The sequence below is a fragment of the Parvibaculum sp. genome (genome assembly GCF_019635935.1).
In the GTDB taxonomy this organism is placed as follows: domain Bacteria; phylum Pseudomonadota; class Alphaproteobacteria; order Parvibaculales; family Parvibaculaceae; genus Parvibaculum.
This window is the reverse complement of sequence record NZ_JAHBYN010000001.1, coordinates 494,769-508,148: the sequence shown is the minus strand read 5'-3', so window position 1 is coordinate 508,148 and position 13,380 is coordinate 494,769. Positions and strand designations below refer to the sequence as shown.

Genomic DNA, 13,380 nt, shown 5'->3' with positions numbered 1-13,380 from the left:
GGGGAGTCAAAAAGTCGCCGGTATGCGCCCGATTCCCGTTGTCCACAGCCATTAACGTAAACCGTTCATTAAGCGGTTCGGACTAGGCTTGGTTATGGAATTGCGCCGTCCCGTTTTCCGGGGCGCGCCGACCGTCAAGGTGGGGCCGGGGGGCCAGATGAGCGACAAGAAGCTGACGATCGCCGATGTGGAACGGCTGCTGTCCGACCCGTCGGAAGACGCGCGGGCCGAAGTTGCCGCCAAGGTCGCGACACAGTTCAAGGAGATCGAGCTGGCGCCGCGCGAGCGCGAGCTGGCGCACGAAATTCTCGGCTATCTGGTGCATGACGTCGCCGTCAATGTGCGCGAGGCGCTGTCGCGCTGCCTCAACGACGTGCCGGACGCGCCGCGCAACATCGTGCTGCAGCTTGCGCGCGATATCGACGCGGTTGCCATTCCCGTTCTCGAACGCTCGCCGGTGCTGACCGACGAAGACCTGGCGGGCCTCGTCTATTACGGCAGCCCCGCCAAGCAATGCGCGATTGCCGGGCGGCCGCAGGTGGCCGCACCCGTTTCCGAAGCGCTGGCGCTGAAAGGCGACCGCTCGGCCGTGCTCCGGCTGATCGCCAATGCGGGCGCGATCATCAACGAGGAAGCGGCGACGATGCTGGTCGAGCGCTATGCGGACGATGCCGATGTGGCGGCGCCGCTGGTGCAGCGCAACGAATTGCCGGCGATGCTTGTCGAACGGCTGATCGCAATGGTTTCCGAGCAGATGCGCGAATATCTGATCGAGCATCACGAAATGGACGGCCGCACCGCCGCGACGCTGGAAGAACAGGCGCGCGAACGCACGACCACCGAAGCGATCACGCGCATGAACGACGACGACATGCGCGCGCTGGTGACGCAACTGATCGAGAACAAGCGCCTGTCGGCGACGCTGATCCTGCGCGCGGCCGGCACCGGCAACATGAACTTCGTCGAGGCGGCCTTCGCCGAACTGACCAGCGTTCCGCAGGATCGCATCTGGCGGCTCATTCACGATGTCGGCGCGCTCGGTTTCCGCGCCGTCTATGCGCGGGCGGGCATGCCCGAGGCGCTTTATCCGGCGTTCCGCACCGTGCTCGACACGTTCCATGCGGTGCGCAGCAGCGACGGGTCGCTGGACCTGCCGCTTTTCCGGTTCCATGTGCTGGAGGGCCTCAAGGAGGCGTTCGAGCAGGTCGAGGCCGACGATCTCGATACGATGATCGACAAGCTGGGGCGGCTGGCTGCGCCGGCGCCGGCGGTCCGGAACCAGAACGTCGCCTGAGGGCGCAGCGTTTTCCTTCCCGACAAAATGATCTAGGTTGCGGCCTTCGACTTCAACGGAGGCCGGGCGATGAGCCATCAGATCAAGGACGCTTTCATTTGCGACGCCGTCAGGACGCCGATCGGGCGTTATGGCGGGGCGCTGGCCGGTATGCGCGCCGACGACCTCGGCGCGGTGCCGCTGATGGCGCTGATTGAGCGTAATCCGGGCGTCAACTGGGAGCGGGTCGACGATGTGATTTTCGGCTGCGCCAACCAGGCGGGCGAGGACAACCGCAATGTGGCGCGGATGTCGTCGCTGCTGGCGGGTTTGCCCGAAACGGTGTCGGGCACAACGATCAACCGGCTGTGCGGCTCGGGCATGGATGCGGTCGGCACCGCGGCGCGGGCGATCAAGTCCGGCGAGACGGCGCTCGCCGTTGCCGGCGGCGTCGAGAGCATGTCGCGCGCGCCCTTCGTGATGGGGAAGGCGACGGCGGCCTATGCGCGCGATGCGCAGATTTACGACACGACGATCGGCTGGCGTTTCGTCAACCCGCTGATGAAGCGGCAATACGGCGTCGACTCGATGCCGGAGACGGCCGAGAACGTCGCCGAGGATTTCCAGATTTCACGCGCCGACCAGGATGCGTTTGCGTGGCGGAGCCAGCAAAAGGCCGGCAAGGCGATGGAAGCGGGGCGCTTTGCCGCGGAAATCGTGCCGGTGACGATTGCGGGGCGGAAGGGCGAGACGGTTGTCAGCGCGGACGAACATCCGCGCCCCGAAACGACGCTCGAAGCATTGGCGAAATTGCCGGCGCCGTTTCGCGAGGGTGGCAGCGTGACGGCGGGGAATGCGTCGGGCGTCAACGACGGCGCCTGTGCGCTGATCCTTGCCTCGGCGGAAGCGGCGGAGACGCATGGTCTGACGCCACGCGCGCGGATTGTCGCGATGGCGACGGCGGGCGTGCCGCCGCGCATCATGGGCATCGGGCCTGCACCGGCGAGCCGCAAGGTGCTGGAAAAGGCCGGGCTCAATATTGGCGATATCGATGTGATCGAACTCAATGAGGCGTTTGCGTCGCAAGGTCTTGCGGTGATGCGCGACCTCGGATTGCCGGACGATGCCGAACACGTCAACCCGAATGGCGGCGCGATTGCGCTCGGCCATCCACTCGGCATGAGCGGGGCGCGGCTTGTGACGACGGCGATGTACGAGCTCGAAAAGCGCGGCGGGCGCTATGCGCTGTGCACGATGTGCATTGGCGTCGGGCAGGGCATCGCCATGGTGATCGAGCGGGTCTAGAAACCGAGCGCGAGCTGGACGAGGCTCGGGCGGGTGACGAGCGCCGACGGCGCGCGCGGGCGGCGGATGTTGCGCGGACGCGGTGCGGGCTTTGCCTGCCGTTCGGCCCGGATCGGCGGCGACTTCTTCGCGGGTTCCGGTTTGCGCATGTGGGCGAGGCGGCGGGGCTTGCGGATCAGCGCCACCAGCCAGCGGTCGGGCGAAAGACAGACGCGGTCGAGACGCCAGGCAACGCCGCGCACTTCCTCGCCGGGCACGTGAAAGTCGACTTCCTCCCATGAGAGACAGAGGACGGGTTCTTCGAGCGGCGCTGCTTGCAGCGCGGGCGTTTCGCCGGGTTCATCGTCTTCGACCGGATCGGTGAGGAGAAGCACGTCGTTTTCCGTGTCGTCCGCATGTTCGATCGCTGTTTCCAGCGTCTCGCCGATTTCGACATCAACATTGCGCGGCGGCGCGGTCCAGCCGGTGAGGTCGGCCGGCGCGAGCGGCCGGCAGATATGCGCGCCCTGCGCGGCGGTGAAGCCGAGCGCGGGGAGAGCCGCGAGCGTCGTTGCGTCCTCGACGCCGACGGCGGTTGCCTCAAGGCCGCGCGCGGCGGCGAGCGCGACGCGGCGGCCGACAAAGCCGAGGCCGGCATGACGCAGGCGGCTCGCGAACTGGATGATCGCCGCGCCGCCGATTTTCACTTCATCGAAGCAGTCGCGACTCAAGAGCTCGTCGGGGACGATGACGGCGCCGCCGCCGTCGAGCGCGGTGCGGAAGCCGAGGCGGCGCAGCTCGCCGATTATTTGGGCGGCGGCCTCGCCGTGGCGAACGAAGGCGCCTTCGGGCACTTCGAGGATCAGGCGCGCGGGGTCGAGGCCGCGTTCGCCGAGAATGCCGTCGAGATCGCCGGGGAGGCGTTTGTCGGCAAGGTCGGCGGCGCCGAGATTGATCGACAGCGGCCATGCGGATTTTTCGGCGCCGGCTGCTGCCGTCCATTCGGCCAGCACATCGGCCGCGGCTGACGCAACGTAACGCGTCAACTCGCCGCTGCGTTCGCGGCGTTCGAAGAAGGAGAGGAAGAGGCCCGGCGGCAGCAGACCGTAGTCCGGATGGTTCCAGCGGATATAGGCTTCGGCGCCCAGACCTTCGCCGGTGGCGAGCGCAATTTTCGGCTGGCAGACCAGAAACAGGTGGCGGGCCTCGAAGGCGAGGTCGATGTCGCGGTTGGTCAGGCGAAAGGAACTGCTGTACATCTTGATCCCGGACGACACGCATTCTGCGATGGGTCCAGACTGGCGGGGGCGGGTTTACGAGCGCTTAACCGGCCGGCAGAAGCGGCGGACAACGTCGCCAAACGATAAAAACAATGCTTCGAATTGGAGCGAACGGGAGAGCGAGAATGACCAAACCGGCGACAGATGCGCTGATTCCGGCGGCGACGATCCTGCTTGTGCGCGACGGCGCGGAGGGCATCGAGGTGTTCATGGTGGTGCGCCATCACCAGATCGATTTCGCTTCCGGCGCGCTGGTTTTTCCGGGCGGCAAGGTGGATGCGCTGGACCGTGCGGAAGGCGTGCGCGGGCGTGTCGACGGCGCGGAGGGTCTCGACGACTGGGAATTTTCGATGCGGGTGGCGGCAATCCGCGAGGCTTTCGAGGAATCGGCGGTGCTGCTGGCGCGCGAGGAACGCACGGGGCGGGTGGTGGATGCGGCGCGGCTGAAGGCGCTCGATCCCTATCGCGATCCGTTGAACAAGGGCGAGATCGGCATTGCCGATTTTCTGGAGCGGGAAGGATTGCGGCTCGCCGGCGACATGCTGACGCCGTTCGCGCACTGGATCACGCCCAACATGATGCCGAAGCGTTTCGACACGCGGTTCTATCTCGCGGCGGCGCCGGAGGATCACCTCGCAGTGCATGACGGCTACGAGTCAGTCGATTCGGTGTGGATCCGCCCCGACGTGGCGTTGCGGGAGGCAGATGCCGGGACGCGCACCATCATCTTCCCGACACGGATGAATGTGGCGAAGCTCGGCTACAGCCCGAATGTCACGGCGGCGATCGAGGCGGCGCGGGGCAAACCCGTCGTGACGGTCGAACCGGTGGTCACCAAAAACGAGGCGGGCAAGCCCGTGCTGCGCATACCGGCGGAAGCGGGCTATCCGGTGACGGAAGAGCCGCTGGAAGCGGTGGCGAACGTGGCGAAGCCGAAGGCCTAGGCACGGCGGCTGCGCGTGTGTTGCCGGTTATGCGCTGAAGTTCCACGCTTACCCCTCCCCAAAATTTGCTTTGCAAATTTTGACCCTCCCCCAAGGGGGAGTAGTAGAGATGACGTACCAAGATAAATGCGAATCACTCGCCCCTGAAATCGAAGTCACCCGCGAAATGCTTAATGTTGGTCTTTCGGTTTATGAAGATTGGGCCGGTGACGGGGGTTATGAAGTCCCGCCAGTACCGTTTGATCTTATTCGCCGCTTGTATGTGGCCATGGAAACTTTTCGTCAGGAAAGACAACTTCTAGAAACGCATGAATCTCGCTAGTGAGGTCAAAAGTTGTGTTCGTTGATGCCACAATATCTTCGAGACTATAACTTACGCTGGTCTGCTTGAACTTTCCTCTGGCAGAAATTTTCAGGGCGGCAGCTTCTTGCCCCTCCGGTGTGTGTTTCCAGAAGGCGTGAACTATATTGTTTCTCATTATTCTTGCTGTGCCGATGCGGGATACAAGGTTGTTGATCTCATCAATCAAAGCTTGATTGTCGGAAAACTCAGATGAGACGAGAGTTCTTAGAGCGTCGCACCTAGACACTATTCCCATGTGGGTAGTGATTGCTGCCCCCTTACTGCGAGGAACTCCAAGCAATGTCCAGATTGCTATCTCAACAGCAGATTCAAGGTACGCCCAATAAGCAGCTAAGTTGCCGATGGCTTGCAACATATGCGGCGGCAAAAAAGGCGGGGCATTAGGTTCATCCATGGCTACATCCGACAGCAAAAAAGACCAAGGCGACGAAATACTGCGCCGTCTACTCAAGACGCCGCCTCAACCGAAAGAGGCTGAACCAAAGGGCAAGACAAAGCCCAAACGCAAACCGAAGAAGGGGAAGCCCGCCGATTGAGCGGGCAGCACCAATGCCTAGTGTGCTTTCAAAATCTTCAGTGGTGGTCGCTCAATCACCAAGAATTCGCTGCTTTTTTCAGGTGCGGTTTCTTTCGAAAGATCGGCTATGGGTATTGGGTAGTTTAGAAGAAAATCTGCCTTCGGATCATCAACCAGCTTCTGAAGGCACACGACAATCTCAGGTGTCGATAGGCACACTAGGCGCAGTGGTACTGACCATGCTTCTTCTTTTGAGTCGTACCACATGGGAACAAACCAAAGACGGCCTTCGTGCTCGATGGCGTCGCCTTTCAAAATTGCACCTACTGTTTCAGGGTCATCGCGTGAATAAAAGAGAATCTTGAAGACGCGCCTGTATTCTGGCGTTGGCTCATCTTCCATCATTCTTCCCCTCTTTTTTGCTGCGCCAGCGACGCCAGCGCATGAAGCGCACGGCTTGGGCCTGAATATCAGGCGTTACCAGTCCGCCGATAGGTGAGACGCTTGCCACGGATACCGGCGAGAACGGCTTGGGCGCGCATGGTGTCATTGACGCCAAGGGCTTCGCGCTCGTTATGACGGAAATCAAATTCGGCCAAATAACGCTTCAAGTGCTGCTGCGAGACGTGATGGAACGTGCCCACAATTCCGCGCTTGAGAACCGAGAAATAGCCTTCAACCGTATTTGTGTGAGCGTCACCGCGCACATACTCCCCAATGCCGTGGTTCACGGTTTCATGGGCGAAGTCCTTGTGCATGTGGCGGTACTGGCCCGCGTCGTCGGTCATAAGGAACGTCTTGGCGTCCAGTTGAGCGACAAGGATAGGACGCAGCGTCTTGGCGGTAACACTCGGCACATGATGCGAGCGGACGCGGCCATTGCGCTCCACTAGGGAGAACACGATTTCCTTGCCCATGCCGCCAATGTTCTTGCTGTTGCGCTTGGAGCGGTGCTTGTTGGTTTCTTTGCCGCCGATATAGGTTTCGTCGGCTTCCACAAACTTGCCTTCGCCGCCCATCGGGCCGGACGCCTTGTCGTCGCGCATGGCTTCGCGGATGCGGTGGGCCATGAACCACGCGCTTTTGTAGGTGATGCCCAACATGCGGTGCAATTGATGGGCGCTGATGCCCTTCTTGCTCGCGGCCATAAGGTGAGCGGCCAGAACCCATTTGTTGAGCGGTATCTTGGAACGCTCAAAGACGGTGCCAACGGTCACGGTGAAGGGCTTGCGGCATTCCTTGCACTTGTGGACGCCGGGGCGGGTGCTCTTGCCTTCAAGCTTCGTGATGCGCTCACCATCGCAGTTGCCGCAATGCGGGCAAACCGGGCCTTCCGGCCACTGGATGCTTTCCAGATGCTGGCGGGCTTTGTCGGCGTCGGTGTAGATGGGGTTCGTGAGTTCAAGCATGGTGTATCTCCTTGACCCCAAATGTAGGGAATCAAGGTTGGTACGTCAAGTATATAATTCCCCCCCAAGGGGAGGGTGGGAAGAAAAGCAACCGCCAAGAGTTCAGTATAAGAACTGTTCGGTCAGGATGCGTTCGTCGAGCGAGTGGTCGGCGTCGAAAAGCATCAGCAAGTCGATCGATGCGTCTTCCTCGACTTCGACGTCGCGCACGTTGCGGAATTCGGTGTGGTCGGCGACGGCGCTGACGGGGCGTTTTCCGTGTTCGAGGATTTCGATGCGGACCTGGGCGCGGTGCGAGAGCAGCGCGCCACGCCAGCGGCGGGGCCGGAAGGCGCTGATCGGCGTCAAGGCCAGCAATGCCGCGTCGATGGGGACGATGGGGCCCTGCGCCGAAAGATTGTAGGCGGTGGAGCCGGCCGGCGTCGCGACCAGCACGCCGTCGCAGACAAGCTCCTCCATGCGCGTCTTGCCGTCGATGGAGATGCGCAGCTTCGCCGCCTGATAGGTTTCGCGGAAGAGCGCCACTTCATTGATGGCGAGCGCTTCCCTGGTTTCGCCGGTTGCGAGCGTCGCCTTCATGCGCAGCGGGTGGAGCGTCGCGAGTTCGGCGGCGTCGAGGCGCTGCAGAAGATCGTTGTCGCGGTATTCGTTCATCAGGAAGCCGACCGAGCCGCGGTTCATGCCGTAGATGGGCACGCGCCTGTCCATGTGGTCGTGCAGGGTTTGCAGCATCAGCCCGTCGCCACCCAGCGCGACGATGATCTCGGCCTTGTCGGGTGCGACGTCGCCATAGCGCGCGCGCAAGGTTTTCAGCGCCGCCTGTGCCTCGGGCATGTCGGTCGCCACGAAGGCGATCTTCTCGAATTTCATCTCGGCTTCCCTTGTCAGGCGGCATAATAGCGGCGGAGCCGCAAGGAGGTAAGCATATGGGCGGAGATACGCAAGAAGGAGAATTCGTCTTTATCTACACGACCTTGCCTTCGATGGCGGCGGCAGAGGCCTTGAGCCGGGTGCTGGTGACGGAAAAACTTGCGGCCTGCGTCAATATCTATCCAGGGCTCCGCTCCGTTTACGAATGGGACGGTGAGGTGACGGTCGAGGCGGAGGTCGCGGGTTTCATCAAGACGCGGGCGGGGCTTGTGGATGAAGCGATGGCGCGGCTCAGGGAACTGCATCCTTACGAGGTGCCTGCGATGCTGGTGCTGCCGATTCTTGCGGGGAACACAGATTATCTGACGTGGGCGCGGGGGCAGGTGAAGGGGTGAGGTTCAACCGCCGGTCAGCGACATGTGGCGGGCGACGGCGGGGCGGTTGTGGTCGCGGTCGATGATGAAGTCGTGGCCTTTCGGCTTGCGGCCGATCGCTTCATCGATGGCGGTATTGAGGATGTCGTCGCTGGCGCTTGCGCGGACGGCGGCGCGGAGATCGGCGGCGTCGTCCTGACCCAGACACATATATAATGTGCCGGTGCAGGTGAGGCGGACGCGGTTGCAGCTTTCGCAGAAGTTGTGCGTCAGCGGCGTGATGAAGCCGAGCCTGCCGCCGGTTTCCTTCACGCGGACATAGCGCGCCGGGCCGCCGGTGCGGAAATCCATTTCGTCGAGCGTCCAGCGTTCGGCAAGCGTGCGGCGCACGGCGGAGAGCGGCAGGTATTGATCGGTGCGGTCGCCGTCGATGTCGCCCATCGGCATGGTTTCGATCAGCGTGATGTCGTGGCCTTCCCCATGCGCCCATTCGACGAGCGACGGGATTTCCGTTTCGTTGACGCCTTTCAGCGCCACGGTGTTGATCTTGATTTTCAGGCCGGCGCGTTTTGCCGCCTCGATGCCGTCGAGCACCTGGGGCAGGCGGCCCCAGCGGGTGATTTCGGCGAAGAGATCGGGCTTCAGCGTGTCGAGCGAGACATTGATGCGGCGGATGCCGGCGGCATGGAGGTCGGCGGCGTGACGCGCGAGCTGGCTGCCATTGGTGGTCAGCGTCAGTTCGTCGAGCGCGCCGGTTTCGAGATGGCGGCCGAGACTTTTGATGAGAGTCATCACGTCGCGGCGAACCAGCGGCTCGCCGCCGGTGAGGCGGAGCTTGCAGACGCCCTTGTGGACGAAGGCCGAGCAGACGCGGTCGAGCTCTTCCAGCGTCAGCAATTCGGGCTTCGGCAGGAAGTTCATGTGCTCGGACATGCAGTAGACGCAGCGGAAGTCGCAGCGATCCGTCACCGAGACGCGCAGATAGGTGACCGCGCGCCCGAAGGGGTCGATCATCGGCAATGAGGCGGCGGCAAGGGGGCGGTCGAGGTCCATGACCGGAATATAGCATCCGGTCAGTCGGATTTCGCCCCCTGAATGGGAGGGGTTTTGCGGCGTGACGGAGCGGGGTAGCCTCCCGGTCCAGAGGATCAAGGGGGAGAGGCGATGGCGGCCGAGGACGCGCGGTACATTCTGTCGATCGATCAGGGGACGACGAGCACCCGGGCGCTGCTGTTCGACGCGTCGGGCTCGCCGATGCGGGTCCGGCAGAAGGAGCTTCGGCAGATATTCCCGCAGGACGGCTGGGTGGAGCATGACGCCGCCGAGATCTGGGCGGCGACGCTGGAAGTCTGCCGCGGTGTGCTGACCGGGGGCACGACGGCGGCGAATATCGCGGCCATCGGCATCACCAACCAGCGCGAGACGACGGTGCTGTGGGAGCGCGCCACCGGCAAGCCGCTGCACAACGCGATCGTCTGGCAGGACCGGCGCACGGCGGCGCTGTGCGCGAAGCTGAAGGCTGAGGGCAAGGAGCCCGTCGTGCAGGCGAAGACGGGGCTGCTGCTCGATCCTTATTTTTCCGGCACCAAGCTTACATGGCTGCTCGACAATGTGCCGGATGCGCGCCGCCGCGCGGCGGCAGGCGAGCTCTGTTTCGGCACCATCGATGCGTGGCTGATTTTCAACCTGACCGGCGGCAAGGTGCATGCGACGGATGCGACGAACGCCTCGCGGACGCTGCTCTTCAACATCGACAAGCAGGAATGGGACGAGGAAATCCTCGGCTGGTTCGACATTCCGAAAGCGCTGCTGCCGGAGGTCAAGGATTGCTGCGCCGATTTCGGCGTGACGGCGAAGGATTTGCTCGGCGCCGAAATTCCGGTGGCGGGCGTCGCCGGCGACCAGCAGGCGGCAACCGTGGGGCAGGCCTGTTTCGAGCCGGGGCTGATGAAATCGACCTATGGCACGGGCTGTTTCGCGGTGGTCAACACCGGCGCGCGGCGGGTGACAAGCCGCAACCGGCTGCTCGGCACCGTTGCTTACCGGATCGGCGGCAAGACAACCTATGCGCTGGAAGGCTCGATCTTCATGGCCGGCGCCATCGTGCAATGGCTGCGCGACGAGATGAAACTTGTCGACAGTTCGGCCGAGAGCGAGGAAATGGCGCGCGAGGCCAATCACAACAGCCAGGCCGTGCTGGTGCCGGCCTTCACCGGGCTCGGCGCGCCTTACTGGGAGCCCGATGTGCGGGCGGCACTGTTCGGCATGACGCGCGACACGGGCGCGAAGGAGATTGTCAGGGCGGCGCTTGAAAGCGTGTCGTTCCAGACGCGCGACCTGATGGATGCGATGGGCGACGACATGAAGGCGGCGGGGCTGACAAGCCCGCAGGCGCTGCGCGTCGATGGCGGCATGGTCGCCAATAACTGGTTCATGCAGAACCTCACCGACATTATCGGGCGGCCGGTGGAACGCCCGGAAGTGACCGAGACGACGGCGCTGGGGGCGGCCTATCTCGCCGGCATGCAGACAGGATTTTACGGCGACGCGGCGGATGTGGCGCGGCACTGGCGGCGCGAACGCGGCTTCGAGCCGGAAATGGCGGAAAGCGAGCGGGCGGAGCGTTACGGGCGGTGGCAGGCCTGTGTGAAGCGGGTGATCGGGTGAGGCGCGCGGGTGCCGCTTTCGCGCTATAGTCCTGCACAAGAACATGATCCCCGGGAGGATGACATGGCATCGGACGATCTCATTGCAAAGCTGAAGGCGGCGCTGGGCGATCAGGGCGTGCTGACGGGCAAGGATGCGGAGGAGAAGGCAGTCGGCGGCTGGAGCAAGCTCGGCGTGCCGGCGGCCGTGCTCAGGCCCGCATCGACGGAGGAAGTTTCGAAGGCGCTGAAGATTTGCCATGCGGCGGGCGAGGGTGTGGTGCCGTGGGGCGGCAAGACCGGGCTTGTCGAAGGCGGCGAGGCGCAAGGCCATATCGCGCTGTCGCTCGAACGCATGAACAAGATCGAGGAAATCGACGCGACCGGCGGCACGATGAGCGTGCAGGCGGGTTGTGTGCTGCAGACGGTGTGCGAGGCGGCGGAAGCCAAGGGGCTGATGTTTCCGCTCGATCTCGGCGCGCGCGGCTCGGCGACCATCGGCGGAAACATTTCCACCAATGCCGGCGGCAACCGCGTGATCCGCTACGGGATGACGCGCGACATGGTGCTGGGACTTGAAGTCGTGCTGGCGGACGGCACGGTGATGACGTCGATGAACAAGCTCATCAAGAACAATGCCGGATACGACCTCAAGCAGATGTTCATCGGCTCGGAAGGGACGCTCGGCGTCGTGACGCGGGCGGTGCTGAGGCTGCGGCCGAAACCCGCGTCGCAGGATACGGGGTTTGTGGCGGTCGAGAGTTTCGCGCAGTTGCCGGCGTTCCTGCGGCATATGGAGCGCGCGCTCGGCGGCGCGCTGTCGGCCTTCGAGGTGATGTGGGAGGATTTCTACAAGCTCGTGACCAGCGAACCGGCCAAGGGGCGGCCGGTGATCGCGCATGGGCATCCCTATTATGTGCTGGTGGAGTCGCTGGGCGGCGACCAGGAAGCCGACAGCGCGCGCTTCGAGGCGGCGATGATGGCGGCGCTGGAAGAGGGCATGATTTCGGACGCGGTGATCGCCAAGAGCCAGGCCGAGCGCGACGCGATGTGGGCGCTGCGCGACGATGTGGGGCAGGTGGTGCACACCTATCCGATGTTCACTTTCGATGTCAGCCTCAAGATCGCCGACATGGAGAGCTATATCGGCGAAGTGAAGAATGCGCTGGCCGCCAAGTGGACCGGCAGTTCGCTGATGGTGTTCGGGCATCTCGGCGACGGCAACCTGCATGTCATTCCGGGGCGCTTTCCCGATGCGGGGCCGGAGACGCGGCGCGGCGTCGAGGCGATCGTTTATGGCGAGTTGCGCGAGCGGCAGGGATCGGTTTCGGCCGAACACGGGATCGGGCTCGAGAAGCGGCCCTATCTCGACTGGTCGCGCAGTCCGGAAGAAGTGGCGCTGATGCGGCTCCTCAAACGCACACTCGACCCGAAGAACATCCTCAATCCGGGCAAGGTGCTGGCGCCGGTTCCACAGGCGAAGGCGGCGGAATAGGACCGCGTTTGCGGAGTGCCGCCGCGCATGGCAGACTGACCGGAACAGAGAATCCGGTTTTCAAGCATGCGAAGGAAGGCGGGCCCCATGTCGGTGGCGGAAGATTTCGGCGCTTCGGTGCGCAAGCAGGTTTCGGCGGACGAGTGGCAGGTGCGCGTCGATCTGGCGGCGACCTACCGGCTCGTCGCGCATTACGGCTGGAGCGACCTCATCTACACGCATATTTCGGCGCGCGTGCCGGGGCCGGAGCATCATTTCCTGATCAACCCCTATGGCATGAGCTTCGACGAGATTACGGCGTCGAGCCTCGTCAAGATCGATCTCGACGGCAATATCGTCATGCCGACCGATTACGCGGTGAACCCGGCCGGCTTCACCATTCACAGCGCCGTGCATATGTCGGTGCCGGATGCCAATGCGGTGATCCACACGCATTCGGATGACGGGGTGGCGGTGTCGGCGCAGGCGGACGGATTGCTGCCGCTGTCGCAGACCGCGATGGTGGTGCTGGAAGATCTCGCCTATCACGACTATGAGGGCATCGCGCTTGAACATGACGAGCGCGAGCGGCTGGTGCGCGACCTTGGCAACAAGCATTGCATGATCCTGCGCAATCACGGGCTGCTGGCGGCGGGCGCGAGCTGCCCGGATGCGTTCCTGCGGCTCTATTTCCTGGAGCGGGCCTGCACGATGCAGGTGCGCGCGCTGGCGGGCGGGGTGAAGCTCACCATGCCGAACCAGGGCGTGCCGGAGAAAACCGCCGAGCAGGGCATGTTCCACAAGAAGCACGGCATCGGCAATCTCGCCTGGCCGGCGCTGCTGCGCACGCTCGACCGGATCGACACGTCCTACCGGCACTGATCCGGCGCACGCGCGCGCTTCATCGAATTTTCATTGGCAATGCGGGCGGCGAGACGCCATCTGC

The 13,380-nt window shown here is 63.5% G+C and carries 13 protein-coding genes; 7 read left to right on the top strand and 6 right to left on the bottom strand.

Annotated elements, in window-relative coordinates:
- The first annotated feature begins 157 nt into the window (after window positions 1–157).
- Complete coding sequence (locus KF719_RS02665; protein ID WP_293506849.1) at window positions 158–1,294, top strand: DUF2336 domain-containing protein; 1,137 nt, start codon at window positions 158–160, stop codon at window positions 1,292–1,294.
- Between the two features lie 81 nt (window positions 1,295–1,375).
- Window positions 1,376–2,578 (top strand): 3-oxoadipyl-CoA thiolase, encoded by a 1,203-nt coding sequence (gene pcaF / locus KF719_RS02660; RefSeq protein ID WP_293510564.1) that lies wholly within the window; start codon window positions 1,376–1,378, stop codon window positions 2,576–2,578.
- On the opposite strand, the gene KF719_RS02655 is transcribed toward pcaF, so the two are convergent.
- Complete coding sequence (locus tag KF719_RS02655; RefSeq protein ID WP_293506848.1) at window positions 2,575–3,816, bottom strand: EAL domain-containing protein; 1,242 nt, start codon at window positions 3,814–3,816, stop codon at window positions 2,575–2,577. The two genes, pcaF and KF719_RS02655, sit on opposite strands and share 4 nt — an antisense overlap.
- Before the next feature lie 146 nt (window positions 3,817–3,962).
- Here KF719_RS02655 and KF719_RS02650 point away from each other — a divergent pair, with 146 nt between their 5' ends.
- Window positions 3,963–4,781: an NUDIX hydrolase gene (locus KF719_RS02650; RefSeq protein ID WP_293506846.1), complete on the top strand. Its 819-nt coding sequence runs from the start codon at window positions 3,963–3,965 to the stop codon at window positions 4,779–4,781.
- A gap of 245 nt (window positions 4,782–5,026) precedes the next feature.
- Here the strand turns inward: KF719_RS02650 and KF719_RS02645 are convergent, their stop codons facing one another.
- From KF719_RS02645 to KF719_RS02630, 4 genes are all read right to left on the bottom strand, one after another.
- On the bottom strand, window positions 5,027–5,539 hold the full coding sequence (locus KF719_RS02645) for a hypothetical protein (RefSeq protein ID WP_293506844.1): 513 nt from the start codon (window positions 5,537–5,539) through the stop codon (window positions 5,027–5,029).
- 159 nt (window positions 5,540–5,698) lie between these two features.
- Window positions 5,699–6,067 (bottom strand): hypothetical protein, encoded by a 369-nt coding sequence (locus tag KF719_RS02640; protein ID WP_293506843.1) that lies wholly within the window; start codon window positions 6,065–6,067, stop codon window positions 5,699–5,701.
- 65 nt (window positions 6,068–6,132) lie between these two features.
- Window positions 6,133–7,071 carry an IS1595 family transposase gene (locus KF719_RS02635; RefSeq protein WP_293506841.1) on the bottom strand — a complete coding sequence of 313 codons (939 nt, stop codon included), beginning with the start codon at window positions 7,069–7,071 and terminating at the stop codon, window positions 6,133–6,135.
- 102 nt (window positions 7,072–7,173) lie between these two features.
- On the bottom strand, window positions 7,174–7,941 hold the full coding sequence (locus tag KF719_RS02630) for an NAD kinase (RefSeq protein ID WP_363318004.1): 768 nt from the start codon (window positions 7,939–7,941) through the stop codon (window positions 7,174–7,176).
- A gap of 56 nt (window positions 7,942–7,997) precedes the next feature.
- Between KF719_RS02630 and cutA the strand changes: the two genes are divergently transcribed.
- Window positions 7,998–8,336 carry a divalent-cation tolerance protein CutA gene (gene cutA / locus KF719_RS02625; protein WP_293506839.1) on the top strand — a complete coding sequence of 113 codons (339 nt, stop codon included), beginning with the start codon at window positions 7,998–8,000 and terminating at the stop codon, window positions 8,334–8,336.
- Window positions 8,337–8,339: 3 nt separating this feature from the next.
- On the opposite strand, the gene moaA is transcribed toward cutA, so the two are convergent.
- Window positions 8,340–9,368, bottom strand: a complete 1,029-nt coding sequence (gene moaA, locus KF719_RS02620; protein ID WP_293506837.1) for a GTP 3',8-cyclase MoaA — start codon at window positions 9,366–9,368, stop codon at window positions 8,340–8,342.
- A 111-nt stretch (window positions 9,369–9,479) separates the two neighbouring features.
- Between moaA and glpK the strand changes: the two genes are divergently transcribed.
- The 3 genes from glpK (at window position 9,480) to KF719_RS02605 (ending at window position 13,316) form a co-directional block, all read left to right on the top strand.
- Entirely contained in the window at window positions 9,480–10,982 is a 1,503-nt protein-coding gene (gene glpK / locus KF719_RS02615; protein WP_293506835.1) for a glycerol kinase GlpK, read from the top strand.
- A gap of 63 nt (window positions 10,983–11,045) precedes the next feature.
- On the top strand, window positions 11,046–12,455 hold the full coding sequence (locus KF719_RS02610; RefSeq protein ID WP_293506834.1) for an FAD-binding oxidoreductase: 1,410 nt from the start codon (window positions 11,046–11,048) through the stop codon (window positions 12,453–12,455).
- 87 nt (window positions 12,456–12,542) lie between these two features.
- Window positions 12,543–13,316, top strand: coding sequence for a class II aldolase/adducin family protein (locus KF719_RS02605; protein ID WP_293506832.1), 774 nt, complete (start codon window positions 12,543–12,545; stop codon window positions 13,314–13,316).
- Window positions 13,317–13,380 lie beyond the last annotated feature (64 nt).